24 protein-coding genes and 1 pseudogene are annotated in these 25,278 nt (G+C 41.7%); all 25 read left to right on the top strand.

Going from position 1 to position 25,278, the window contains the following annotated elements; translation table 11 throughout:
- The first annotated feature begins 7 nt into the window (after nt 1-7).
- Nucleotides 8-1,141, top strand: a pseudogene (locus NKR21_RS08840) (glycoside hydrolase 5 family protein).
- Between the two features lie 238 nt (nt 1,142-1,379).
- Complete coding sequence (gene rimP, locus NKR21_RS08845) at nt 1,380-1,853, top strand: ribosome maturation factor RimP (protein WP_003211398.1); 474 nt, start codon at nt 1,380-1,382, stop codon at nt 1,851-1,853.
- Nucleotides 1,854-1,885: 32 nt separating this feature from the next.
- Nucleotides 1,886-3,001 carry a transcription termination factor NusA gene (gene nusA, locus NKR21_RS08850; protein ID WP_007499530.1) on the top strand — a complete coding sequence of 372 codons (1,116 nt, stop codon included), beginning with the start codon at nt 1,886-1,888 and terminating at the stop codon, nt 2,999-3,001.
- A gap of 15 nt (nt 3,002-3,016) precedes the next feature.
- On the top strand, nt 3,017-3,307 hold the full coding sequence (gene rnpM, locus NKR21_RS08855) for an RNase P modulator RnpM (RefSeq protein ID WP_041815520.1): 291 nt from the start codon (nt 3,017-3,019) through the stop codon (nt 3,305-3,307).
- Complete coding sequence (locus NKR21_RS08860; protein WP_012009992.1) at nt 3,294-3,596, top strand: YlxQ family RNA-binding protein; 303 nt, start codon at nt 3,294-3,296, stop codon at nt 3,594-3,596. Before rnpM ends, NKR21_RS08860 begins: the two co-directional genes overlap by 14 nt.
- A gap of 19 nt (nt 3,597-3,615) precedes the next feature.
- Complete coding sequence (infB, locus tag NKR21_RS08865) at nt 3,616-5,736, top strand: translation initiation factor IF-2 (RefSeq protein WP_012009993.1); 2,121 nt, start codon at nt 3,616-3,618, stop codon at nt 5,734-5,736.
- Nucleotides 5,733-6,011 (top strand): DUF503 domain-containing protein, encoded by a 279-nt coding sequence (locus NKR21_RS08870; protein WP_012009994.1) that lies wholly within the window; start codon nt 5,733-5,735, stop codon nt 6,009-6,011. The genes infB and NKR21_RS08870 overlap by 4 nt, the downstream gene beginning before the upstream one ends.
- 17 nt (nt 6,012-6,028) lie before the next feature.
- A complete protein-coding gene (rbfA, locus tag NKR21_RS08875) occupies nt 6,029-6,379 on the top strand; it encodes a 30S ribosome-binding factor RbfA (RefSeq protein WP_007499525.1) in 351 nt (116 codons plus the stop codon).
- A gap of 68 nt (nt 6,380-6,447) precedes the next feature.
- Nucleotides 6,448-7,377, top strand: a complete 930-nt coding sequence (truB, locus tag NKR21_RS08880) for a tRNA pseudouridine(55) synthase TruB (RefSeq protein ID WP_012009995.1) — start codon at nt 6,448-6,450, stop codon at nt 7,375-7,377.
- A gap of 18 nt (nt 7,378-7,395) precedes the next feature.
- Nucleotides 7,396-8,361: a bifunctional riboflavin kinase/FAD synthetase gene (ribF, locus tag NKR21_RS08885; protein WP_012009996.1), complete on the top strand. Its 966-nt coding sequence runs from the start codon at nt 7,396-7,398 to the stop codon at nt 8,359-8,361.
- A gap of 140 nt (nt 8,362-8,501) precedes the next feature.
- Entirely contained in the window at nt 8,502-8,771 is a 270-nt protein-coding gene (gene rpsO / locus NKR21_RS08890) for a 30S ribosomal protein S15 (RefSeq protein ID WP_012009997.1), read from the top strand.
- A 180-nt stretch (nt 8,772-8,951) separates the two neighbouring features.
- On the top strand, nt 8,952-11,069 hold the full coding sequence (pnp, locus tag NKR21_RS08895) for a polyribonucleotide nucleotidyltransferase (protein WP_012009998.1): 2,118 nt from the start codon (nt 8,952-8,954) through the stop codon (nt 11,067-11,069).
- A gap of 174 nt (nt 11,070-11,243) precedes the next feature.
- Nucleotides 11,244-12,137 (top strand): polysaccharide deacetylase family protein, encoded by an 894-nt coding sequence (locus NKR21_RS08900; protein ID WP_224925448.1) that lies wholly within the window; start codon nt 11,244-11,246, stop codon nt 12,135-12,137.
- A 33-nt stretch (nt 12,138-12,170) separates the two neighbouring features.
- Nucleotides 12,171-13,400: a M16 family metallopeptidase gene (locus tag NKR21_RS08905; RefSeq protein WP_003212188.1), complete on the top strand. Its 1,230-nt coding sequence runs from the start codon at nt 12,171-12,173 to the stop codon at nt 13,398-13,400.
- Between the two features lie 73 nt (nt 13,401-13,473).
- On the top strand, nt 13,474-14,397 hold the full coding sequence (locus NKR21_RS08910) for an aminoglycoside phosphotransferase family protein (RefSeq protein WP_012010000.1): 924 nt from the start codon (nt 13,474-13,476) through the stop codon (nt 14,395-14,397).
- A 70-nt stretch (nt 14,398-14,467) separates the two neighbouring features.
- Nucleotides 14,468-14,740, top strand: a complete 273-nt coding sequence (locus tag NKR21_RS08915) for a YlmC/YmxH family sporulation protein (protein ID WP_012010001.1) — start codon at nt 14,468-14,470, stop codon at nt 14,738-14,740.
- Between the two features lie 123 nt (nt 14,741-14,863).
- Nucleotides 14,864-15,766, top strand: coding sequence for a dipicolinic acid synthetase subunit A (dpaA, locus tag NKR21_RS08920; RefSeq protein ID WP_012010002.1), 903 nt, complete (start codon nt 14,864-14,866; stop codon nt 15,764-15,766).
- Complete coding sequence (dpaB, locus tag NKR21_RS08925; RefSeq protein WP_012010003.1) at nt 15,763-16,356, top strand: dipicolinate synthase subunit B; 594 nt, start codon at nt 15,763-15,765, stop codon at nt 16,354-16,356. Before dpaA ends, dpaB begins: the two co-directional genes overlap by 4 nt.
- A gap of 139 nt (nt 16,357-16,495) precedes the next feature.
- Nucleotides 16,496-17,515 (top strand): aspartate-semialdehyde dehydrogenase, encoded by a 1,020-nt coding sequence (asd, locus tag NKR21_RS08930; RefSeq protein ID WP_012010004.1) that lies wholly within the window; start codon nt 16,496-16,498, stop codon nt 17,513-17,515.
- A 92-nt stretch (nt 17,516-17,607) separates the two neighbouring features.
- Entirely contained in the window at nt 17,608-18,822 is a 1,215-nt protein-coding gene (gene dapG, locus NKR21_RS08935; RefSeq protein WP_012010005.1) for an aspartate kinase, read from the top strand.
- A gap of 30 nt (nt 18,823-18,852) precedes the next feature.
- The gene (gene dapA / locus NKR21_RS08940) at nt 18,853-19,719 is read left to right on the top strand and encodes a 4-hydroxy-tetrahydrodipicolinate synthase (protein ID WP_119124855.1); all 867 of its coding nucleotides are present in this window, start codon (nt 18,853-18,855) and stop codon (nt 19,717-19,719) included.
- A 171-nt stretch (nt 19,720-19,890) separates the two neighbouring features.
- On the top strand, nt 19,891-21,558 hold the full coding sequence (gene rnjB / locus NKR21_RS08945) for a ribonuclease J2 (protein WP_012010007.1): 1,668 nt from the start codon (nt 19,891-19,893) through the stop codon (nt 21,556-21,558).
- Nucleotides 21,559-21,682: 124 nt separating this feature from the next.
- Nucleotides 21,683-22,411: a ClpP family protease gene (locus NKR21_RS08950; protein WP_003212436.1), complete on the top strand. Its 729-nt coding sequence runs from the start codon at nt 21,683-21,685 to the stop codon at nt 22,409-22,411.
- Nucleotides 22,408-22,644 (top strand): YlzJ-like family protein, encoded by a 237-nt coding sequence (locus NKR21_RS08955; RefSeq protein WP_144456026.1) that lies wholly within the window; start codon nt 22,408-22,410, stop codon nt 22,642-22,644. The genes NKR21_RS08950 and NKR21_RS08955 overlap by 4 nt, the downstream gene beginning before the upstream one ends.
- A gap of 110 nt (nt 22,645-22,754) precedes the next feature.
- Nucleotides 22,755-25,127, top strand: coding sequence for an FtsK/SpoIIIE family DNA translocase (locus tag NKR21_RS08960; RefSeq protein WP_144456028.1), 2,373 nt, complete (start codon nt 22,755-22,757; stop codon nt 25,125-25,127).
- The last annotated feature ends 151 nt before the right edge of the window (nt 25,128-25,278 follow it).

Genomic DNA, 25,278 nt, shown 5'->3' on the forward strand with positions numbered 1-25,278 from the left:
AATGTAAATGAAAAAGTGGACTCAAAGAGTGTCCTGCTTCATACTAGTAGTCGCTGTATGGGCCGGTTGGTTTTCACTTACGATTCAAGCCGCCGCTTTTGTGCAGACATCTGGTACACAATTTACGCTGAACAATCAACCATTTTACTTTGCTGGTACAAATAATTACTATTTCCATTACAAATCTAAAAAGATGGTAGATGCGGTGTTCGATGATATGAAAGCCATGAATTTAAAGGTCATACGTATTTGGGGATTTCATGATGGAGCCCCTCAAGAAAACTCCGTCTTACAATCTAGTCCAGGGGTCTATGAAGAATCAGGTTTTCAAAAATTAGATTATGCGATTTATAAAGCGGGACAGGAAGGAATAAAGCTTGTCATCCCACTAGTGAACAATTGGGATGACTTTGGCGGAATGAATCAATACGTAAAGTGGTTCAAAGCAGGATCACATGATGCCTTTTATACAGACCCTCGTATTCAACAAGCTTACAAAAACTATGTGCGCTATGTTTTAGAAAGAACGAATACGTACACAGGTGTGCAATATAAGGACGATCCAGCTATTATGACTTGGGAATTAGCCAATGAGCCGCGAGTGCAGTCAGATCCAACGGGTCATATACTAGTCAATTGGGCAGATGAAATGAGTACATGGATCAAATCGCTGGATCGTCACCACCTTGTTGCAGTAGGAGATGAAGGTTTTTTTCGCATACCAGGACATGAAGATTGGTTTTACAGAGGAGGGGAGGGCGTTGATTGGGACCGTTTGACGGCTCTCTCTCATATTGATTATGGAACCTATCACCTATACCCAGATCACTGGAACAAGTCTGCTGCTTGGGGAGTGAAATGGATCGAAGACCATATCACCCGCGGGAAGACAATCGGAAAACCAGTTGTGTTAGAAGAGTTTGGCTATCAACATCAATCAGCACGTCCTGACGTGTTCCAAAGCTGGCTGTCAGCGGTTGAGCGGCTTGGAGGGGCTGGTAGTCAATTTTGGATTTTAACAAGCATTTAGGACGATGATTCGCTCTATCCCGATTATGACGGTTTTCGCATCATAAAAGGGAGCAGAGAGGCGGCACTTATTAGTGAACATGCGAAAAGAATGAACGAAAAGAATCGATGACGAATGCCTGCTGAATAAGGAAGTTCATTTGCATAAAAAAATTGGATATGGTATAGTTTTTATGGAAATGCTAACGATTACCGAGACAAGAGTGGGGAAACCCGCTCTTTTGTATTGAACAGGCAATTTTTGTCTCGACATTATTCATCCGTTTTCTGCTCCCCCTGCTCACATAAAGCAGGGTTTTTATGCAGAATGATTGATAAGAGCGTTTATCGAAAGCACAAGGAGGAAGAGAATGAGCAAAAAAGTAGTGGATGTCGTAAGCGAAATGGTGCAGCCAATTTTAGATGGCTTACAGCTTGAACTCGTTGATGTTGAATTTGTCAAAGAGGGTCAAAACTGGTTCCTTCGCGTGTTTATTGACTCTGATAAAGGCGTCGATATCGAAGAATGTGCCAAAGTGAGCGAAGCCTTGAGCGAAAAGCTTGATGAGGCAGATCCGATTAGCCAAAACTACTTTCTTGAAGTGTCCTCTCCTGGAGCGGAGCGCCCATTAAAGAAAAAAGCTGATTTTGAAAAAGCACTTGGAAAAAATGTTTTCATGAAAACATATGAACCAATTGATGGTGAAAAAGCATTTGAAGGTGAGCTTACAAGCTTTGATGGTGAGATTGCAACAGTGACAGTGAAGATCAAGACAAGAAAGAAAGAGATCAATATTCCATACGAAAAAATAGCTAACGCAAGATTAGCAGTTTCGTTCAATTAACCTTTTCATTGATATAAGGGGGAACCATAAAAATGAGTAGTGAGTTGTTAGATGCCCTGACTGTTCTCGAGAAAGAGAAGGGTATTAGTAAAGAAATTATTATTGAAGCGATAGAAGCTGCACTCATTTCTGCATATAAGCGTAACTTTAATCAAGCGCAAAATGTTCGTGTTGATTTAAACCGCGAAACGGGAACAATTCGCGTATTCGCAAGAAAAGATGTTGTAGATGAAGTGTATGATTCTCGCCTTGAAATCTCTGTAGATGATGCAGCCAATATAAACCCGAATTACATGGTAGGTGACGTCGTTGAAATTGAAGTCACGCCAAAAGATTTCGGACGTATTGCAGCTCAGACGGCGAAACAAGTCGTGACGCAGCGAGTGAGAGAAGCAGAGCGAGGTGTGATCTACACTGAGTTTATCGATCGCGAAGAAGACATTATGACGGGAATCGTTCAGCGAATTGACAGTAAATTCATTTACGTGTCACTTGGCAAAATCGAAGCCCTTCTTCCGGTCAACGAACAAATGCCGAATGAGGACTACAAACCACATGACCGCATTAAGGTGTTTATTACAAAAGTCGAAAAAACAACAAAAGGACCACAAATTTATGTGTCTAGAACACATCCAGGTCTTTTAAAGCGTTTATTTGAAATTGAAGTGCCAGAAATTTATGATGGTACTGTAGAGCTTAAATCGGTTGCTAGAGAAGCTGGGGACCGTTCTAAAATCTCTGTTCGTACGGATGATCCTGATGTTGATCCAGTAGGTTCTTGTGTTGGACCAAAAGGTCAGCGTGTACAAGCAATTGTCAACGAGCTAAAAGGCGAAAAAATTGACATTGTCCATTGGTCTAATGACCCGGTTGAATTTGTTGCCAATGCATTAAGTCCATCAAAAGTACTTGATGTGATTGTCAATGAAGAAGATAAGGCGACAACAGTGATTGTCCCGGATTATCAGCTGTCATTAGCCATTGGTAAAAGAGGTCAAAATGCTCGTCTTGCAGCAAAGCTGACTAGCTGGAAAATTGACATTAAAAGCGAAACAGATGCAAGGGAACTCGGTATTTTCCCAAGAACTGAAGACTCTGAATCTCTTTTCTTAGAGGCTGAACCAGTAGCTGAGGAATCTGACGAATAAGAGGTGATGTATAAGGTGAATAGCCGAAAAAAAATCCCGCTTAGAAAATGTGTCGTGACGGGAGAAATGAAACCAAAGAAAGAACTGATCCGTGTTGTTCGTTCTAAAGAAGGTGAAGTGTCTGTTGACGCAACCGGAAAAAAGAACGGACGCGGGGCTTACCTTTCTCTCGATAAAGAAACCATTCTTGCGGCAAAGAACAAACGCAGTTTACAGCAGCAATTTCAGACACAGATTGACGAACACATATTTGAAGAATTACTAGAACTAGCTGAAAAGGTGAAAAAACCAAATGAATCAATCTGAATGGTATCCTTTGCTTGGTCTAGCAAATCGAGCTCGTAAAGTCGTGTCAGGAGAAGATCTTGTGATCAAAGAAATTAGACATGCGCGTGCTAAGCTGGTTCTTCTTGCAGCAGATGCCTCATCGAACACAGAGAAAAAGGTATCTGACAAATGCAAATTTTATAATGTTCCGGTTAGAAAAGTTGAAGACCGTTCCGTTCTCGGACGTTCTATTGGGAAAGAAGCTCGCGTAGTTGTCGCTGTCACTGACCAAGGCTTTGCTAAGAAGCTTATAAGCTTGCTCGATTAATTTATTTGGGGGTGAACGAATGGCTAAAGTGAGAGTATATGAATACGCAAAAGCCATAGATGTTTCAAGTAAAGATATTATAGCAGCGCTTAAGGATATGAACGTGGAAGTGAACAACCACATGGCGACGCTTGAAGACGACACTGTGAAAAAGCTAGACGCTATCTATAAAAAAGCCAAAGCAAAAGAGACAGCTAACGAGAAACCCGCAGAACAAAAAAAACAATCATCTAACAAAATCAATGATAGAAAGAAGAATGACGTGCAGAATAATCAATTTAATAAAAACAAAAAAAACAACAACCAAAACAAAAACAAAAATAAACGCGGTGGGAATAACAAATCGCAGCATCAACAAGCTAGACCTGTAAAACCTAAAAAAGAGCTTCCTGAAAAAATTGAATTTACTAATTCAATGACAGTCGGACAGCTGGCTGAAGAGCTTGGAAAAGAAACAGCTGAAATTATCAAAAAGCTGATGATGCTTGGTGTTATGGCAACCATTAACCAAGAGCTGGATAAAGATACAGTTGAATTAATCGCTTCTGAATATGGCGTTCCAGTAGAGGAAGTCATTATTTTAGAAGAAACTGAACTTGAAAAGTATGAAGTTGAAGATAAAGAAGAAGATATGCAAGTACGCCCTCCAGTTGTGACGATCATGGGACACGTTGACCACGGGAAAACAACGCTTCTTGACAGCATTCGTAAGACGAAAGTTGTTGAAGGTGAAGCAGGTGGAATCACGCAGCATATCGGTGCATACCAAATTGAAGAAAATGGCAAGAAAATCACGTTCCTTGATACACCTGGACACGCAGCTTTTACAACGATGCGTGCACGTGGTGCCGAGGTAACGGATACAACCATTCTAGTTGTTGCAGCAGATGATGGCGTTATGCCGCAAACGGTTGAAGCCATTAACCATGCGAAAGCAGCAGAAGTACCAATCATTGTTGCTGTCAATAAAATTGACAAACCAACAGCGAACCCTGACCGTGTGATGCAGGAATTAACCGAGCATGGTCTAGTACCTGAAGCTTGGGGCGGCGAAACGATCTTCGTTCCTCTATCTGCAAAAACAGGTGAAGGCATTGACGAATTGATCGAAATGATCCTTCTTGTCAGTGAAGTTGGAGAACTGAAAGCCAACCCAAATCGTGCGGCAAAAGGAACTGTTATCGAGGCTGAGCTTGATAAAGGAAGAGGATCTGTTGCAACCCTTCTTGTTCAAACTGGTACACTTCATGTAGGTGACCCAATCGTTGTCGGAAATACATTTGGCCGTGTACGTGCAATGGTCAATGACATCGGACGCCGCGTGAAAACAGCAGGACCATCTACACCTGTTGAAATCACTGGTTTAAACGATGTACCGAATGCAGGGGATCAATTCCTCGTATTCAAAGATGAAAAAACAGCTCGTCAAGTAGGTGAGGCGCGTGCTTCAAAACAGCTTGATGAACAGCGTTCAGACAAAGCGAAACTATCTCTAGATGACCTATTTGAGCAAATCAAACAAGGTGAAGTGAAAGATATCAACTTGATCGTGAAAGCAGATGTACAAGGTTCTGCTGAAGCACTGACGGCTGCTCTTCAAAAAATTGAAGTAGAAGGCGTAAAAGTGAAAATCATCCATACGGGTGTTGGAGCGATTACAGAATCTGATATTATTTTAGCAAGTGCTTCTAATGCGATCGTGATCGGATTTAACGTACGTCCTGATGGAAATGCGAAGAGCACAGCTGAAACAGAAAACGTAGATATCCGTTTACACCGCATTATTTATAAAGTCATCGATGAAATTGAAGCAGCGATGAAAGGAATGCTTGACCCTGAATATGAAGAAAAAGTCATCGGTCAAGTTGAAGTTCGTCAAACGTTCAAAGTATCTAAAATTGGTACAATTGCTGGTGGTTATGTCACTGAAGGAACCATCACAAGAGATAGTGGTATCCGCTTAATCCGTGACGGCGTCGTTATTTTTGAAGGCGAAGTCGACGTATTAAAACGATTCAAAGATGACGTGAAAGAAGTTTCACAGGGCTATGAATGTGGTATTACCATTAAGAAGTACAACGATATCCGTGAAGGTGATGTCATGGAATCATTCGTTATGCAAGAAATCGAAAGAAAATGATCGGTTATACCGAATGTGAGTGCATCATTTATGATGCCTCCTCACTGAAGGAAAAACGTGCGGTTCTTCAGCGTATATTGACAAGAACGCGCCATAAATTCAATGTAACCATGGCTGAAATGGATTACCAGGACACATGGCAGCGTACTTCAATTGGAATCGCCGTTATTTCCTCATCTCGGGTTCAAGTGGAAAAGGAATTGCAGCGTGTTTTAAGCTTTATTGATTCTTTTCCTGAAATTGAACGAACGATCACGAAAACTGAGTGGTTTTAATTAGAGGTGATATGATCATGAGTATGAGAGCAACCCGCGTGGGTGAGCAGATGAAAAAAGAATTAGGCGACATCCTAGGCAGAAAGCTAAAAGATCCGAGAATCGGCTTTTTGACTGTAACCGATGTCGAAGTGTCCGGTGATTTGCAAATTGCGAAAGTGTACATTTCTGTTCTCGGTGACGAGAAGAAAAGAGAGGAAACCTTAAAAGGCCTTGCAAAGGCTAAAGGGTATATCCGTTCTGAAATTGGCAATCGAATTAGACTTCGCAAAACACCAGAACTGCACTTTGAATTCGATGAATCCGTGGATTACGGAAACCGAATTGAAAGCCTAATTGCTGAACTAAACACAAAAGATCACGAATAAGACGTTGAAATAAGGATAGGCGATGATCGTCTGTCCTTTTTCATCGTTTACGAAAGGAGAGCGCGCAGATGATAAATGGTGTTCTTTTATTACATAAAGAAAGAGGGATGACCTCTCACGACTGTGTGTTCAAAGTGAGAAAGATATTGCATACAAAAAAAGTGGGACATACAGGTACACTCGATCCCGAGGTATCAGGTGTTCTGCCTATTTGTATCGGGAGAGCAACGAAGATTGTCGAATATTTAACAGATAAATCGAAAACGTATGATGCAGAAATCACGATTGGTTTTTCTACAACAACAGAAGACCAAACAGGTGAAATCGTAGAAGAAAAAAAGGTGCAAAACCCCATCTCAGAAGAAGAAATTGATGCTGCGTTGAAACAGTTTCAAGGAACCATTGAACAAATTCCACCTATGTTTTCGGCAGTGAAAATTGGCGGAAAAAAACTCTATGAATATGCAAGAGAAGGCATTGAAATTGAGCGACCGAGCCGTGAAATTTCGATTCACCGTATCGAGCGGACAACACCTGCTTTATTTGAAAATGGAACAGTATCATTTAGATTTACCGTTTTATGTTCAAAAGGAACGTATGTCAGAACCTTAGCGGTTGATATTGGAAAGAAACTAGGTTTTCCAGCTCATATGTCACACCTCATTCGCACTGGTTCAGGTGATTTTACACTAGATGAGTGCATCACCCTTGATGAGCTGCGAGATATAAGCGAAGAAGGCACAGTAGATGAGCACCTTGTCCCGATCGAGCGTGCGCTCAATCATTTGCCGAAATGGGAGATAAATGATACATTAGCAAGTAAAGTGGAAAACGGTGCAGTCCTGCCAATGCCTGATGAATTCGCTCATTTCGCAGAGGAAGATCGTGTCGCTGTCTTTGCTCCTTCAGGCCGGTGTATGGCGATATATATGAAGCACCCGACCAAACAGAATTTGATGAAGCCGGCGAAGATCTTATCTCAGGACAAGCAATCTTAAAGAAAAGGTGACCATCTCGTGAAGACTATACATATTTCACACCCACATACATTGAATCAAAAGGATCAAGACCCGTCTGTTATGGCTTTAGGGTATTTTGACGGTGTTCACCTCGGACATCAAAAAGTAATTGACGCAGCAAAAAGCATTGCAAGAAAAGAAGGGCTGGCTTTAGCGGTCATGACCTTTCATCCGCACCCATCACACGTTTTGCAAAAAGCACGTGAACCCAAGGACTTAATTACACCGCTTGAGGATAAAATCGATTTCATCGAACAGCTGGGCGCTGACTATGTATACATTGTGCAGTTCAGTGAAAGCTTTGCAGCATTATCTCCTCAAGAGTTTGTCGATCAATATCTGGATGAGCTGAATGTAAAGCACGCAGTAGCCGGTTTTGATTTTACGTTCGGCCGTTTTGGTGCAGGCACAATGGAAACCTTCGATGAGTACGGAAAAGGACGTATGACGGCCACCATCGTTCCTAAGTTGTCCAATCAAGACCGAAAAGTCAGCTCAACACTCATACGATCTGCATTGAAAAATGGGGATGTTGAATATGTGAGTGAGCTTTTAGGAAAACCTTATCAGCTGCGCGGTATTGTCATTCATGGTGATAAACGAGGACGGACGATCGGCTTTCCGACTGCCAATGTCGGTTTATCTGCTGAGTATATCATTCCGCCAACAGGGGTTTATGCGGTAAGAGCAGAAGTGAAAGGCAAAATGTATGACGGTGTTTGTAATGTTGGCTATAAACCAACCTTTTATGAAAAACGCCCTGATCAGCCTGCCATTGAAGTAAATCTCTTTGGTTTTAACGAAGAAATCTATGGGGAACCGATTAAATTACAGTGGTTCAAGCGCATTCGCAGTGAGCAAAAATTTAACGGAATCCAGGAGTTAACGGCTCAAATCAGTCTAGATAAAGAAGAAGCGATTCAATTTTTTCAACATCAGCGAAAGCAAACAAAAAATTCATAGAAAAACAGCTCTACCATTTGCAAATTCAGCATATTTTTAGTATGATAATTCCTGTAGCTTTAAAACCACTTACTTGGCAGGCCGACTTCACCGACGGTTGCGAGGTAGATGGGGCTAACATGATTTGGAGGTGAAACAGGATGGCTATTACTCAAGAGCGTAAAACTCAACTAATTAGTGAGTTCAAAACACACGAATCTGATACTGGATCTCCAGAAGTTCAGATCGCTGTCCTAACAGAATCAATTAACAACTTGAACGAGCATTTACGTACTCATAAGAAAGATCACCACTCACGTCGCGGTCTTTTGAAAATGGTAGGTAGACGTCGTAATCTTCTTACGTATCTACGTAATAAAGACGTAACTCGTTACCGTGAGTTAATTAACAAACTAGGCTTACGTCGATAATCGTAAAAAGCGGGAGGATTCCCGCTTTTTTATCGTATAATCACTAATATTTTATGGTTAAAATGTTGAAAGAATGGCAAAACCCTTCTACATACACCTTTCACATTGATATGTGAAAATCATTTTGTTCATAATAAGAATTAACTAAAATTTCAAGATAAGAGAGGAGTTTTTCTCAGAATGGGACAAGAGAAACATGTCTTCACCATAGACTGGGCTGGACGTCAACTGACAGTTGAAACTGGCCAGCTTGCAAAGCAAGCAAACGGAGCGGTCCTCGTACGCTACGGAGATACAGCTGTACTTAGCTCAGCAACAGCTTCTAAAGAACCAAAACCACTTGATTTCTTCCCGCTCACTGTGAACTACGAAGAAAGATTATACGCAGTAGGTAAAATTCCTGGTGGCTTCATTAAAAGAGAAGGCCGTCCAAGTGAAAAAGCGATCCTTGCGAGCCGCTTAATTGATAGACCAATCCGTCCATTATTTGCAGATGGATTTAGAAACGAAGTACAAGTGATTAGTATCGTTATGAGTGTGGATCAAGATTGTTCATCTGAAATGGCTGCAATGTTTGGCTCATCATTAGCATTATGTGTGTCTGACATTCCATTTGAGGGACCAATCGCCGGCGTTACAGTAGGACGAGTTGATGGAAAGTTTATCATCAATCCAAATGTAGAACAGCTTGAACAAAGTGACATCAACCTTGTAGTCGCTGGAACAAAAGATGCGATCAACATGGTCGAAGCTGGTGCTGATGAAGTACCAGAAGAAACAATGCTTGAAGCGATCATGTATGGTCACCAAGAGATCAAACGTTTAATCGAATTCCAAGAGGAAATTGTCAAAGCAGTCGGTAAAGCAAAGATCGATATTCCTTTATATGAAGTAGATCAAACGTTAGCAGATGAAGTCAAGGCACTTGCTGAAACAGACCTGCTGAAAGCGATTCAAGTACATGAGAAGCATGCACGTGAAGATGCAATCAGTGCTGTGAAAAAAGCTGTGGTTGAGAAATTTGAAGAAGAAGATCGCGACGAAGCGACGATTAAACAAGCGAAAGATGTATTAAACAAGCTTGTCAAAAATGAAGTTCGTCGTCTGATCACTGAAGAGAAAGTACGTCCAGATGGACGCGGTGTAGATCAAATCCGGCCACTTTCTTCAGAAGTAGGACTTCTGCCAAGAACGCACGGTTCAGGTCTATTTACAAGAGGACAAACACAGGCGCTTAGTATTTGTACATTAGGTGCACTTGGCGATGTGCAAATTCTTGACGGTTTAGGCGTTGAAGAATCAAAACGCTTCATGCACCATTACAACTTCCCGCAATTCAGTGTTGGTGAGACAGGTCCAATGCGTGGCCCAGGCCGACGTGAAATTGGACATGGAGCGCTAGGTGAACGAGCATTAGAACCAGTGATTCCATCTGAAAAAGATTTCCCTTATACGGTTCGCCTTGTGTCTGAGGTACTAGAATCAAACGGATCTACTTCACAAGCAAGTATTTGCGCAAGCACACTTGCGATGATGGATGCGGGTGTTCCAATTAAAGCACCAGTTGCAGGGATTGCAATGGGACTTGTGAAATCTGGTGAATACTACACAGTGCTGACAGACATTCAAGGAATGGAAGATGCACTTGGCGATATGGACTTTAAAGTGGCAGGTACATCAAAAGGTGTAACTGCACTTCAAATGGATATCAAAATTGATGGTCTATCAAAAGACATCTTGGAAGAAGCTCTCCAACAAGCGAAAAAAGGAAGAATGGAAATTTTAGATAGCATGCTATCAACGATTCCTACTTCTAGAGGAGAATTGTCTCGTTATGCACCAAAAATCTTAACGATGAAAATCAATCCTGATAAAATTCGCGATGTCATCGGACCAAGCGGTAAACAAATCAATAAAATCATCGAAGATACCGGTGTGAAAATTGATATTGAACAAGATGGTACAATCTTTATCTCTTCTACAGAAGAAGACATGAATCAAAAAGCGAAGAAAATCATTGAAGATCTTGTGAGAGAAGTTGAAGTAGGACAACTTTACTTAGGTAAAGTAAAACGCATTGAAAAATTCGGTGCTTTCCTTGAAATCTTCAGCGGCAAAGATGGACTTGTTCATATTTCTGAACTTGCGCTTGATCGTGTAGGCAAAGTAGAAGATGTTGTGAAAATTGGCGATGAATTACTTGTCAAAGTCACTGAAATCGATAAACAAGGCCGTGTGAACCTTTCTCGCAAAGCTGTTTTACGTGAAGAAAAGGAAAAAGAAGAAAAACAGTCTTAATGAAATATATGAGAAGCCAGGTATCCGTACCAGGCTTCTTTCTTTTCTTGCGCTAACTATAGTTCTAGCTTGTTTCTCCCCATCATAATTTGTGGTAAAGGGGAGGGACAACCATTGAAAAAAACGTTACCATTCATTGTGTTTGTATTTTTACTGCTCGTGTCATATCAAACAATGAAGCAGCCGGCTGCTGTTACATATATTGAATCAATGAAAGAGCATGCTGAGGTTGCATCTGTTTCAAAAGATATTTTATATCAAGAGATTGAATCGAAGTCTTCTGACTATGAAGTGAAGGCGCAAAATGCTAAGATTGATAAAGTGTGGAAAAAGATGCCTGGTCTAAATGGACAGACGGTCAATATCGATGCCTCTTATGAAAAAATGAAAAAGCATGGGTCATTTGATGAAAAGCTGCTTGTTTTCAATGAAACAAAACCTTCTATTCATTTACATGAACTTGGTGCTGAGCCTATTTACAAGGGACATCCAGACAAAAAAATGAATGCTTTCCTCATTAACGTGGCTTGGGGTGACGAGCATTTAATCAAGATGTTAAAGACACTGGAAAAGCATCAAGTGAAGGCGACCTTTTTCTTAGAGGGCAAATGGGTGAAAAAAAGCACGGATCTTGCTAAAAAGATCGTGGCAGATGGTCATGAAATTGGAAACCATTCATACAATCACCCGGATATGCGCACACTGACAAGAGAACGAGCATTAGAGCAGATTACCAAAACGAATCGTCAAATTGAAGAATCCCTTGGAAAAAAACCGAAGTGGTTCGCCCCTCCAAGCGGTAGTTTTAAAGAAGAAACAGTGAAGCTAGCCGCAAAAGAAGGAATGGAAACCATTATGTGGACGGTAGACACCATTGACTGGCAAAAACCGTCACCAAACATATTACAAAAACGGGTACTAGGGAAAATTCACAATGGGGCGATGATATTAATGCATCCAACAGATTCGACGGCGAAAAGTCTTGACGCACTTATCACTCAAATCAAGGAAAGAGGTTATGAATTAGGAACGGTTTCTGACCTCCTAAGTGAAAAAAGACATCCGTGATCCGATCTGTTTGTTGAATAGGAGGAGCAAAACTTGGTCAAAACGTATACATGCCAAAACGGAGTAAGAATTGTACTTGAAAACAATCCCACTGTAAGATCTGTCGCAATTGGCGTCTGGATTGGAACGGGTTCTAGACATGAGACACCTGAAATTAACGGAATCTCACACTTTCTAGAGCATATGTTCTTTAAAGGGACAAAGACGAGATCTGCACGTGATATCGCAGAATCCTTTGACCGCATCGGTGGTCAAGTGAATGCCTTTACGTCAAAAGAATACACTTGCTACTATGCAAAGGTGCTTGATTCACATGCCGGCTACGCTCTCGATGTATTGAGCGATATGTTTTTCCATTCCGCTTTTGATGAAGAAGAGCTGAAAAAAGAAAAAAATGTAGTATATGAAGAAATCAAAATGTATGAAGATACGCCTGATGATATCGTTCATGATCTGTTGAGCAAAGCGATCTATGGTGATCATTCTTTAGGGTTCCCGATTTTAGGAACAGAAGAAACACTTTCTACCTTTAACGGTGACTCTCTTAGAGCTTATATGGATGAATTCTACACGCCGGACCGCGTCGTCATCTCTGTTGCAGGGAATGTAGATGACACATTCATTAGTGAAGTTGAAAAGTTGTTCGGTTCGTATGAAACGAAAGGGAAAAAACAGCCTGTAGAAGCGCCGCAGTTTCACTATGACAAGCTCACACGCAAAAAGGAAACAGAGCAAGCGCATCTATGCATGGGCTTTAATGGCCTTCCAGCTGGAGATAAAGGCATCTATGACTTAATCGTCTTAAATAATGTTCTTGGCGGAAGCATGAGCAGCCGCTTGTTCCAGGATGTAAGAGAAGACAAAGGCCTCGCATATTCTGTTTTTAGCTATCACAGTTCATTTGCAGATAACGGCATGCTGACGATTTATGGCGGGACTGGAGCGAAGCAGTTAAACTTGCTCTCTGAAACCATTTTACAAACGCTAGACGTCTTAAAGCGTGAGGGAATCACACAAAAAGAGCTTGAAAACTCTAAGGAGCAAATGAAAGGGAACCTAATGCTCAGTCTTGAAAGCACAAACAGCAAGATGAGCCGAAACGGTAAAAATGAACTGCTCCTTGGCAAACATCGTACGCTTGATGAAATTATTGACGAAATTAACAAAGTCACATTAGACGGTGTGAATAACTTATCAAAACGAATCTTTACAGAGGATTATGCGCTCTCGCTTATTAGTCCTACGGGTGATCAGCCATCATAATGTAAACAACACGGCAGGCTTCTTAAGAGGTCTGCCGTTTATTGTATATCAAGTGGAAAGGAGTACTGCTTACATGGAATATGAAAAACTGAAACGCCTCTCTCCGCTTCTGACACAAGCCATCTCCTTTCAGCTGATGACATCTGGCTTTTCTGGCAACCGTACTTATCTCGTCACAACATCCTCAAGTGAAAAGCTAGTGCTCAAGCTATCAAACCTCAAAACGTATTCAAATTTTAAAAGAAAAGCGTCAATTCAGCAAAAGTTAAAAGATCGAGGGCTACTATGTTCTGAAGTGATGGAGATTGGAATGAATACGGAACTCAACTGTACCTATCGTATTTTCACTTTTATTGAAGGAGAGAACGCAAGAGCAGCCATTCATCTCCTTACAAATAAAGAGCAGTATGAAATCGGGAGACGGGCGGGCGAAGCACTGAGTTTCATGCATACATGCCCCGCTCCTTCTCATGTTACGTCATGGTATGAGAGAGTCATGGCGAAACATGAACGGTATGTACATGCCTATCGATCAAGTGGAGTGACCTTTGCCCAGGATCAATTCGTATTAGATTTTATCAAATCACATGCTGATGCGGTAAAGGCAAGACCTAATCAATTCCAGCATGATGATTTTCATTTGGGGAATATCATCATACAAGAAGGTGAGTATGCAGGTGTCATTGATTTTGATCAATCTGACTGGGGTGACCCCGTTCATGACTTTTATAAATTGTCCTTATTTAGCCGAGAAAATAGTATTCCATTTTCAGCAGGGCAACTGGATCACTATGTAAGTTCACAGACGACAGACGATTTTTGGCTTCTTTTTTCTATTTATACAGCAATGAGCTGCTTTTCTTCCATTGTCTGGACGCTTTCTTATGACAGTGAACATGTAAAAGATATGGTGAACCGAGTGGAAAGAATGCTGGCAGACCATGATTACTTTCATAAACTGAAACCCGCTTGGTATTCAAATTGGCATCATTCATAACTTGTAAAAGCGGGACGGTCTATTTCATCTTATGGCTGCATATATGATACGGAAGGGAAGTGATGCGATTTTGAGGCTAAGTGAGCTGTCAGGAAAAGAGATCGTCGATATCAAAAGAGCGGAACGGCTTGGCGTGCTTGGACAAACCGACCTTGAAATCAATGAACAGGACGGTCAAATCACAGCACTCATTATACCTTCGGTGAAGTGGTTTGGTTTTCGAAAGCAAGGAAATGACATCCGCGTCCCGTGGAATCACATTCAAAAAATAGGATCAGATATGATCATTCTCGATGTGCCTGAAGCACTTCAGCCGCCCGGGGAAAAAGAGCATCCATCATAAATGGGTGCTCTTTTTCTTTTCTCTCTTCGATTTGTTCACAGGCTGAATCCTCTCCTCATATGCTGAAAGGGAGATTCAGAAAATATTACAGACTTTTTTAAATAAAGAAGGTGAACGGTCAGTATGTTGAGCGGTTTAACGGTTGCGGTGATCGGGGGAGATGCAAGGCAGCTTGAAATTATTCGCAAGCTGTCACAGCAGCATGCCAAAGTGTTTTTGGTTGGATTTGATCAGCTGGATCACGGATTTATTGGGGCTGAAAAGCTAAAAATGTCAGAACTTCCATTCGAACAGGTAGACAGTATGATCCTGCCGGTATCAGGGGCAACGGATGAAGGTGTTGTCGCGACAGTTTTCTCAAATGAGCAGGTGTTACTAGAAGCAACATTTTTAGAAAGAACCCCTGCCCATTGTACCTTGTACTCAGGTATTTCTAATACGTACTTAGACAATCTGGCAAAGCAGGTGAATCGAAATCTTGTGAAACTGTTTGAGCGAGATGATATTGCCATATATAACTCTATTCCAACAGTTGAAGGGATTATCATGATGGCCATCCAGCAAACGGATTATACGATTCATGGATCACGAGTTGCTGTTCTCGGACTCGGAAGAACGGGACTTACCATTGCCCGCACATTTCGGGCACTCGGTGCGGATGTAAAAGTAGGGGCGGCAGATACAGCGCATTTAGCACGGGCCTTTGAAATGGGACTCGATCCATTTTCAATGGACCAGTTAAAAGAAGAAGTAACGGATGTAGATATCGTCATCAATACCATTCCAAGCCTTGTATTAGATTCATCTGTCATCGTCAGCATGACACCAAAGACACTCATTTTGGATATCGCCTCCCGCCCAGGAGGAACAGACTTTGACTTTGCACAAAAACACGGAGTGAAGGCGCTTCTTGCACCTGGACTCCCCGGAATTGTTGCACCAAAGACAGCAGGGCAAATCATTGCAAAAGTGCTTTCTGGGCTCTTATGTGAACTTGCAGAGGAAAAAAGGGGGATGGAATCATGACAACATTAAAAGGGAAAAGAATCGGCTTTGGATTAACTGGTTCCCACTGTACGTACGAAGCTGTTTATCCGCAAATCGAAGCACTTGTAAAAGAAGGAGCAGAAGTGCGTCCAGTGGTGTCATATACGGTTCAGAACACGAATACAAGATTCGGAGATGGGGCGGACTGGATTGAGCGGATCGAGAAGTTGACTGGATTTAAGGCGATTGACTCCATCGTGAAAGCAGAGCCGCTCGGACCTAAGCTGCCACTTGATTGTATGGTCATTGCTCCATTAACAGGGAATTCAATGGCGAAATTTGCAAATGCCATGACAGACAGCCCTGTTTTAATGGCTGCAAAAGCAACCATTCGAAATCATCGTCCTGTTGTTTTAGGCATTTCAACAAATGATGCGCTAGGCTTAAATGGTACAAATTTGATGAGGCTGATGTCGACAAAAAATATTTTCTTTATTCCATTTGGTCAAGATGATCCGTTTAAAAAACCGACCTCCATGGTCGCAAACATGGATCTGCTTTCTCAAACGGTAGAAGAGGCACTAGAGCATAGACAAATTCAACCAATTTTAATCGGACCAAGCGAATAATAGATTCACTAGAAAATCATGAAAGATTCAAAAAAGATGCTTCAAGCCTTGCTTTTCTATGGTAAAATAAAATGTAAAAAGTCATAGGATGGCCATCCGAAAGAAAAGAATCATGGATGGGTCGGAAGGAGTTTTACTGATGGGAAGAGGATTGCATGTAGCTGTAGTTGGAGCGACTGGAGCTGTCGGTCAACAAATGTTAAAAACACTAGCTGACAGAGATTTTGAAATGGATACACTGACTCTACTATCCTCAAAACGTTCTGCTGGAACAAAAGTGACATTCAGAGGTCAAGAGTATACTGTACAGGAAGCAACACCTGAAAGCTTTGAAGGAGTAAACATTGCATTATTCAGTGCTGGAGGAAATGTTTCCAAGGCGCTCGCTCCTGAAGCAGTCAAACGAGGTGCGATTGTTGTAGACAACACAAGTGCTTTCCGTATGGACGAAAACATCCCTCTTGTCGTACCAGAGGTAAACGAAAAAGACTTGCATGACCATAAAGGAATCATTGCAAACCCTAACTGTTCAACGATTCAAATGGTAGCGGCATTAGAACCGCTTCGTCAGGCGTATGGCATGAAAAAAGTCATCGTGTCCACTTACCAAGCCGTATCAGGTGCAGGACATGAAGCCATTGACGAGCTATATAGCCAATCACAAGCCATTTTAAATAAAGAAGATGTGAAGCCGGAAGTCATGCCTTATCAAATTGCATTTAATGCGATTCCGCAAATTGATAAATTCCAAGACAATGGCTATACATTTGAAGAAATGAAAATGATCAATGAAACGAAAAAAATCATGCATATGCCAGAGCTGGAAGTAGCGGCAACATGTGTGAGACTTCCAATTGAGACAGGACATTCAGAATCTGTTTACGTCGAACTAGAATCAACTGACGCAACAGTTGAAGACGTCAAGTCCATTCTAAAAGATGCTCCTGGCATTACACTGCAAGATGATCCGTCTCAGCAAATTTATCCAATGCCTGCAGATGCTGTCGGGAAAAATGACGTATTTGTCGGCCGCATTCGGAAAGATTTGGACCGTCCAAACGGGTTCCATATGTGGATTGTATCTGATAACCTGCTAAAAGGCGCTGCATGGAATTCCGTTCAAATTGCAGAAAGCTTAAAAGCATTAAAATTAGTTTAACATTCAATGGATGATGAGGACGAACAGAAGAGAGTTAGGCATCTTTCGCCTGCTCTCTTCTGTTACGTCAGAATGAACTTGGAGTGAAAACAGTGAAAATAATTGTCCAAAAATTTGGCGGTACATCTGTCAAAGATGATCAAGGTAGAAAAAGGGCACTTGCACATATCTTATCGGCAAAAGAGAAAGGCTATAAGTCGGTTGTCGTCGTATCCGCGATGGGACGAAAAGGCGATCCTTATGCGACCGATACGTTGCTTGGTCTGCTTTACGGTAGCGCGCAGCATATGACAAATCGAGAAAAAGACTTGCTCGTTTCCTGCGGAGAGAATATTTCAGCTGTTGTGTTTTCAAGTATGCTAAATGAAAACGGACTAAAAGCTGTAGCGATGACAGGCGCTCAGGCGGGTTTTGTGACAGATAAGGAGCATACGAGTGCGAAAATTATTGATATGAAGTGTGAGCGTCTCGAAGCGGCACTATCTGAACATGATGTTGTCGTTGTTGCTGGGTTCCAAGGAGCCGCCAAAAATGGAGACGTGACCACAATCGGACGAGGTGGCAGTGATACGTCTGCAGCTGCTTTAGGTGCTGCATTGCAGGCAGACTTCATTGATATTTTTACAGATGTAGAAGGCGTCATGACGGCAGATCCCCGTATTGTTGAAAATGCAAAGCCGCTCAGAGTCGTGACATATACAGAAATTTGCAACCTTGCATACCAAGGAGCAAAAGTCATTCACCCGAGAGCTGTCGAAATTGCGATGCAAGCAAAAGTACCAATGAGGGTCCGTTCAACATACTCTGATGAAGAGGGCACACTCGTCACGTCACACTACTCGGATAAAATGAGCCATGATGTGTACGACCGCCTCATTACGGGTATTGCACATGTCAATGATGTGACGCAAATCAAAGTCCCAGCAAAAGAAGGGCAGTATAGCGTCCAAACAGAGGTCTTTAAAGCGATGGCTAATGCACAAATCAGTGTCGATTTCTTCAACATTACGCCGAGTGAGATTGTCTATACCGTGACAGGTGCAATGACTGAAAAGGCCACCTCGATTCTAAAAGATCTTGGCTATACGCCAATTGTCACAACAAATTGTGCGAAAGTATCAGCTGTTGGCGCAGGTATCATGGGTGTACCAGGTGTCACATCTAAAATTGTATCAGCTCTTTCCGAACAAAACATTCCGATTTTACAATCGGCTGACAGCCATACGACCATTTGGGTGCTAGTGAACGAAGAAAACATGAGAGCAGCTGTCAATGCCCTGCACGAAGTGTTTGAACTTTCAAGATAAATGTGATTGAATCATGATGAGGTGAAAAAAATGAATTTCGGAAATATCGCAACAGCTATGATTACACCTTTTGATAAAAAGGGCAACATTGATTTCCAAAAGCTATCAATACTCATTGATTACTTGCTAAAAAACGGCAGTGACTCGTTAGTCGTTGCAGGGACAACAGGCGAATCGCCAACTTTATCGACTGAAGAAAAAGTCGCTCTTTTTCAGCAATCGGTAAAATTAGCAAATGGTCGTTGTAAAATCATTGCAGGAACAGGCAGTAATAACACAAATGCGTCTATCAAACTAACGAAAAAAGCAGAAGAAGCGGGCGTTGATGCAGTGATGCTTGTCGTACCTTACTACAACAAGCCATCACAGGAAGGCATGTATGCACACTTTAAAGCCATTGCCGAGTCTACATCTCTTCCTGTCATGCTTTACAATGTACCGGGGAGAACGGTTGCGTCATTAGCTCCAGAAACAACTATTAAGCTTGCGCAAATACCTAACATTGTCGCAATCAAAGAAGCAAGTGGTGATCTTGATGCTATGACAAAAATTATTGCAGAGACACCAGAAGATTTCGATGTTTATTCAGGTGACGACAGCTTAACACTTCCAGCTGTATCTGTTGGTGCAAAAGGAGTGGTCTCTGTAGCGTCTCATATCGTAGGGCTTGATATGCAGCAAATGCTGAAAAGCTATGCTTCAGGTCAAACGGCCAATGCCGCATTGATCCATCAAAAGCTACTCCCAATCATGAAACAGCTATTCTCAGCGCCAAATCCAACGCCTGTTAAAACAGCTCTTCAGCTAAAAGGACTAGATGTCGGATCGGTTCGTCTTCCGCTTCTACCTTTGTCAGAAGAAGATAGACTGGATTTAAGCAGCGTCTTAAACAGCTAATCAAAACAAAAGATTTCGTAAGCGGTCATTCTCAGATGTCCCTGAGTATGACCGTTTTTTATACATAAACACTTTCTTAAAATGTGACTTCATCTTGTTTTCTAAAATTAGATTCAGTTATAATAGCATTAAGCGATGATGGACGGGCTTGAGACTAGGAGGATAAGAATTTTGAAAAAGAAAAATACAGAGAACGTAAGAATTATTGCACTGGGAGGCGTTGGAGAAATCGGGAAAAACTTATATGTCATTGAAATTGATTCCGACATATATGTGGTGGATGCAGGCTTGATGCATCCAGAAAACGAAATGCTAGGCATTGACGTCGTTATTCCTGATATCTCTTATTTAACAGAACGTGCTGATCGGGTGAAAGCAATTTTTCTTACCCACGGACATGATGAAGCAATCGGAGGCGTATTCCATTGCTTAAGCAAATTGTCTGTACCAGTTTACGGAACGAAGCTGACCCTTGCGTTACTTCGAGAAAAATTAAAACAATATGGCTTCAATCAAAAAGCTGACTTGCGTGAGGTTCATGCAAAATCAGTCATTACGTTTGAAACAACAAAGGTATCATTCTTTAGAACGAATCACAGCATCCCTGATTCAGTTGGGATCAGCTTCAAAACCTCTCTTGGTTCAATCGTATGCACAGGTGATTTTAAATTTGATCAAACCCCAGCGCTTAACCAAGCCTGTGATATCGGAGAGATTGCGAAAATTGGAAACAATGGCGTGTTAGCACTTCTTTCAGACAGTGCCAATGCTGAAAAACCAGGTTATACACCTTCTGAGGCGCTCGTCCAAGACGAAATCTCAAATGCGATGTACAATGCTGAAAATCGTGTCATTGTGGCTGTATCTTCATCTAACATTAACCGAGTGCAGCAGATCATTAATGCAACAAATCAAAATGGCCGTAAGCTTGCCGTAGCAGGAAAGAATATGATGACAACTCTTCAGCTGGCGATCAAACTTGGTTATGTCACAGCAGACGAAGAATTATTTGTACCAGTTCAAGAAGTGAAGAAAATGGCGAAAAACGATGTGGTCATCCTGACAGCTGGAAGCCACGGAGAGCCTCTTGCTGCGTTAACCAAAATGGCAAAACAAAATCACAAACAGCTTCATATTGAAAAAGATGACACGGTTGTGATTGCATCTACACCTCTTCCTGGTCAAGAACTCACCTATTCAAAAACAGTGGATTTCCTTACAAGAAGCGGCGCACAAGTCATTTTTGCACAAAAACGTGTGCATGTTTCTGGACACGGGTGCCAAGAAGAGTTAAAGCTTATGCTGAACTTACTAAAGCCGAAGTATTTAATTCCGGTGAATGGCGAATATCGTATGCAAAAAGCACATTCTCGTATTGCGGAAGAAGTGGGAATGAAACGCAGTGACATTTTCTTGATTGATAAAGGAGATGTTGTCGAGTTTAGAGGACAGAACGTCAAGATTGGTGAAAAAGTTCACCAAGGCAATATTTTGATCGATGGTCTTGGCGTTGGTGATATCGGGAACATTGTGTTACGCGATAGACGCCTACTGTCTCAAGACGGTATCTTAATTGTCGTCATTACGCTCGACAAACAAAAGAAACAATTAATTTCTGGACCTGAAATCATCACAAGAGGATTTGTGTATGTCAGAGAATCTGAAGAACTGATTGTAAAAGCGACAGAAATGGTCAAAGGGATTGTCAAAGAGCAAACGGAAAACTCAATTGTTGAATGGTCAACATTGAAACAATCTATGCGCGACGTACTCAATCAATTCCTATATGAAAAAACAAAACGTAAGCCAATGATCATTCCAATTATTATGGAAGTATGATGTGATGAAAAAGCCCAAGGAGCATAAGCTCTTTGGGCTTTTTTGATGAGGTGTGAGCAATGCGGATTGAATACGGTCTTCTTGTTCATAATAGGAGGAGAGTTTGAGGAAAGGATGGAGACAAATGGACGAAAAAAATGAACAGCAGCCTGAGCGAAAGCCAGAAGAAAAAGACAGCATAATGAGCAAAATACAGCAGCTTGGTGAAACAGCCATACCACAGCTGCCGCAAGATACAAACATCCATTGCCTTACCATTATTGGACAAATTGAAGGCCACATGCAGCTTCCACCACAAAATAAAACAACCAAATACGAGCATGTCATTCCGCAAATCGTAGCAGTAGAACAAAACCCAAAAATCGAAGGGCTTTTGATCATCTTAAATACAGTAGGCGGCGATGTCGAAGCAGGACTAGCGATCGCAGAAATGCTTGCGTCTTTATCAAAACCGACTGTATCGATTGTACTTGGCGGCGGCCACTCCATTGGTGTTCCGATTGCTGTATCGTGTGATTATTCCTATATTGCGGAAACAGCCACAATGACCATTCATCCTGTGCGTTTAACTGGTCTTGTCATTGGTGTCCCCCAAACCTTTGAATACTTAGATAAAATGCAGGAAAGAGTCATTAACTTTGTGACAAGCCACTCCAATATTACAGAAGAGAAGTTTAAAGAACTCATGTTCTCAAAAGGCAATTTGACAAGGGACATAGGTACAAATGTTGTTGGTCATGAGGCAGCAGAATACGGACTCATGAATGAAGTAGGCGGTGTTGGACAAGCGATTAAAAAGTTGAATGAGCTGATTGGAGAAAGGGCATCTCAAAACGAGGGGCTGATCCAATGATTTTATACACACCTATGCCATATGAAGCCATTTACGCGGAGGAACAAGGAGATCGCAAACTTCAGCAGGTAAATATCCAAGGCGTTCCAGTTATGGTTGAAATGAAAGAAGATGAAGCAGAAATCGTTCAAGTCATGAGCACAAATCCAATGGACTTTCTGAATCAAGAGCTTGCACCAGGCAAGCGATTGAAGTTACAATTAGGCTCCAATCAAACCGAGTCATATGAATGATTCTATGCTATAATAAAGGGAAAACTTACAACAAGATGCAGCCAAAACCAGGCTGCTTTCTTTCTGATCTTTCGGTAGGTTATATTTTCTTTCGTAGTAAGGTGATGAGTATGGCGAAAAAGAGAAAACGGAAAACGAGAAAAAAACAAAATAAACAGCTAAAACTGAAATATGAATTAAATGGGTTAGTCTGTATTGCCATAGCGATCATTGCCATTTTACAGCTAGGCGTCGTTGGACAAACCTTCGTATATTTATTCCGATTTTTTGCAGGTGAATGGTTCATTCTCTGCCTTATCGGATTATTTCTTTTTGGCGTCACCATCTTCTGGAAAAAACAAATCCCAGATTTGTTGACAAGGAGAAAGGCAGGGTTATACTGCATCATTGCGAGTATCTTGCTTTTGTCTCATGTGAAGCTCTTTCAGCACCTTTCATCTGCGGGTGCAATAGGCTCTCAAAGTGTGATCAGAAATACATTTGAGCTTTTCCTGATGGACATGAAAGGTGAGACAGGATCTCCTGATTTAGGAGGCGGCATGATCGGTGCCGTATTATTTGCTGCTTCTTATTTCTTATTTGCACAAGCAGGCTCTCAAATCATGGCAATCGTTCTGATGCTGATTGGAATTGTGCTCATTACAAATCGATCTCTTCAAGAAATGGTGAAGAAAGTGACACTGCCTGTCTCGCAATTTATGGTGAAGCAGTGGAAAGCGTTTGTTGAAGATATGAAAGGAATCAGGCAGGCGAAAAAGAGCGCCCCCCCTCAGAAAACGGCTGAAAAGAAAAAACGGTCTCGTATTCAGGAAGAGGACGAAGATGATCAAATCTTAGTTGAAGAGGAAGCGCCGATGCCTGACAATAGTCAGCCGATTATTTCAAGCTTTGCTGACAGAGATGACATTCTCACCCCGCTCGTTCAAAAAGAGCAGGTGGCAAAAGAGACAGCGCCTCTTCAAGAATCTGTGCAAAGTACGCCGTCTCCATCAGATTCAGCTGATGAACCAAAAGAGGCGCCGCCGATGACGTTTACGGAACTTGAAAACAAAGACTACGAATTGCCATCACTGGATATTTTGGCAGAGCCGCAGCACTCAGGACAGCAAACAGACAAGAAGAATATATATGAAAATGCAAGAAAGCTTGAAAAAACGTTTCAAAGCTTCGGCGTAAAAGCAAAAGTTACACAGGTTCACTTAGGACCAGCCGTCACCAAATATGAAGTCTATCCAGATGTCGGCGTGAAGGTTAGTAAGATTGTCAATCTAAGTGATGACTTAGCCCTAGCTCTCGCAGCAAAAGATATTCGGATTGAGGCGCCGATTCCTGGGAAATCAGCCATCGGTATTGAGGTTCCTAATGCAGAAATTGCGATGGTTTCTTTAAAAGAGGTATTAGAATCGAAGCAAAATGACCGTCCAAATGCGAAGCTGCTGATTGGACTCGGCCGCAATATTTCGGGTGAAGCCGTGCTCGCTGAAATGAACAAAATGCCGCATTTACTTGTAGCAGGATCGACAGGAAGCGGAAAAAGTGTGTGCATCAATGGCATTATCACAAGTATTCTCATGAGAGCGAAACCTCATGAAGTAAAAATGATGATGATTGATCCGAAAATGGTTGAACTAAATGTGTATAATGGCATCCCGCATCTGCTCGCTCCCGTTGTAACGGACCCTAAGAAAGCGTCACAGGCACTGAAAAAAGTCGTCAGTGAAATGGAACGCCGCTATGAATTGTTTTCTCATACAGGGACAAGAAATATTGAAGGGTACAATGATTACATTAAACGAATGAATCAATCAGAAGAGGCGAAACAGCCAGAACTTCCTTATATTGTCGTCATTGTAGACGAGCTTGCAGATTTAATGATGGTCGCTTCCTCTGATGTAGAAGATTCCATTACAAGACTTTCGCAAATGGCTCGTGCAGCCGGAATTCATTTAATTATTGCCACACAAAGACCTTCTGTCGATGTCATTACAGGAGTCATTAAAGCCAACATCCCATCTCGAATTGCCTTTAGTGTGTCTTCGCAAACCGATTCAAGGACGATCCTTGATATGGGGGGCGCAGAAAAACTGCTCGGCAGAGGGGATATGTTGTTTCTACCAGTTGGGGCAAACAAACCGGTTCGTGTGCAGGGCGCCTTTTTATCAGATGAAGAAGTAGAACATGTCGTTGACCATGTGATCACTCAGCAAAAAGCGCAATATCAAGAAGAAATGATTCCAACTGAAGAAACGCAGGATCAACTTACAGCTGTGGATGACGATTTATATGATGAAGCAGTGGAACTCATCATCGGCATGCAGACGGCTTCTGTCTCTATGCTTCAAAGGAGATTCCGTATCGGCTATACCCGAGCTGCCCGCCTCATTGATGCAATGGAAGAGCGAGGCGTTGTCGGTCCTTATGAAGGCAGTAAACCGAGAGAAGTCCTGCTTTCAAAAGAACAATATGACGAGCTCTCTTCATAAATTGAAGAGAGCTTTCTAAAAAGAGTAGTAAACGATAATGTGATTATGTTAACTGGAAGTCAGACTATTTATTTATTTGCAAAAACATGATATAGTTATGTTCAACTTATCTCGGAATAGAGATTTCTCATCTTATCATTTGCATTGATTA

It is taken from the genome of Bacillus sp. 1735sda2 (assembly GCF_024159245.1).
GTDB lineage: Bacteria > Bacillota > Bacilli > Bacillales > Bacillaceae > Bacillus > Bacillus pumilus_O.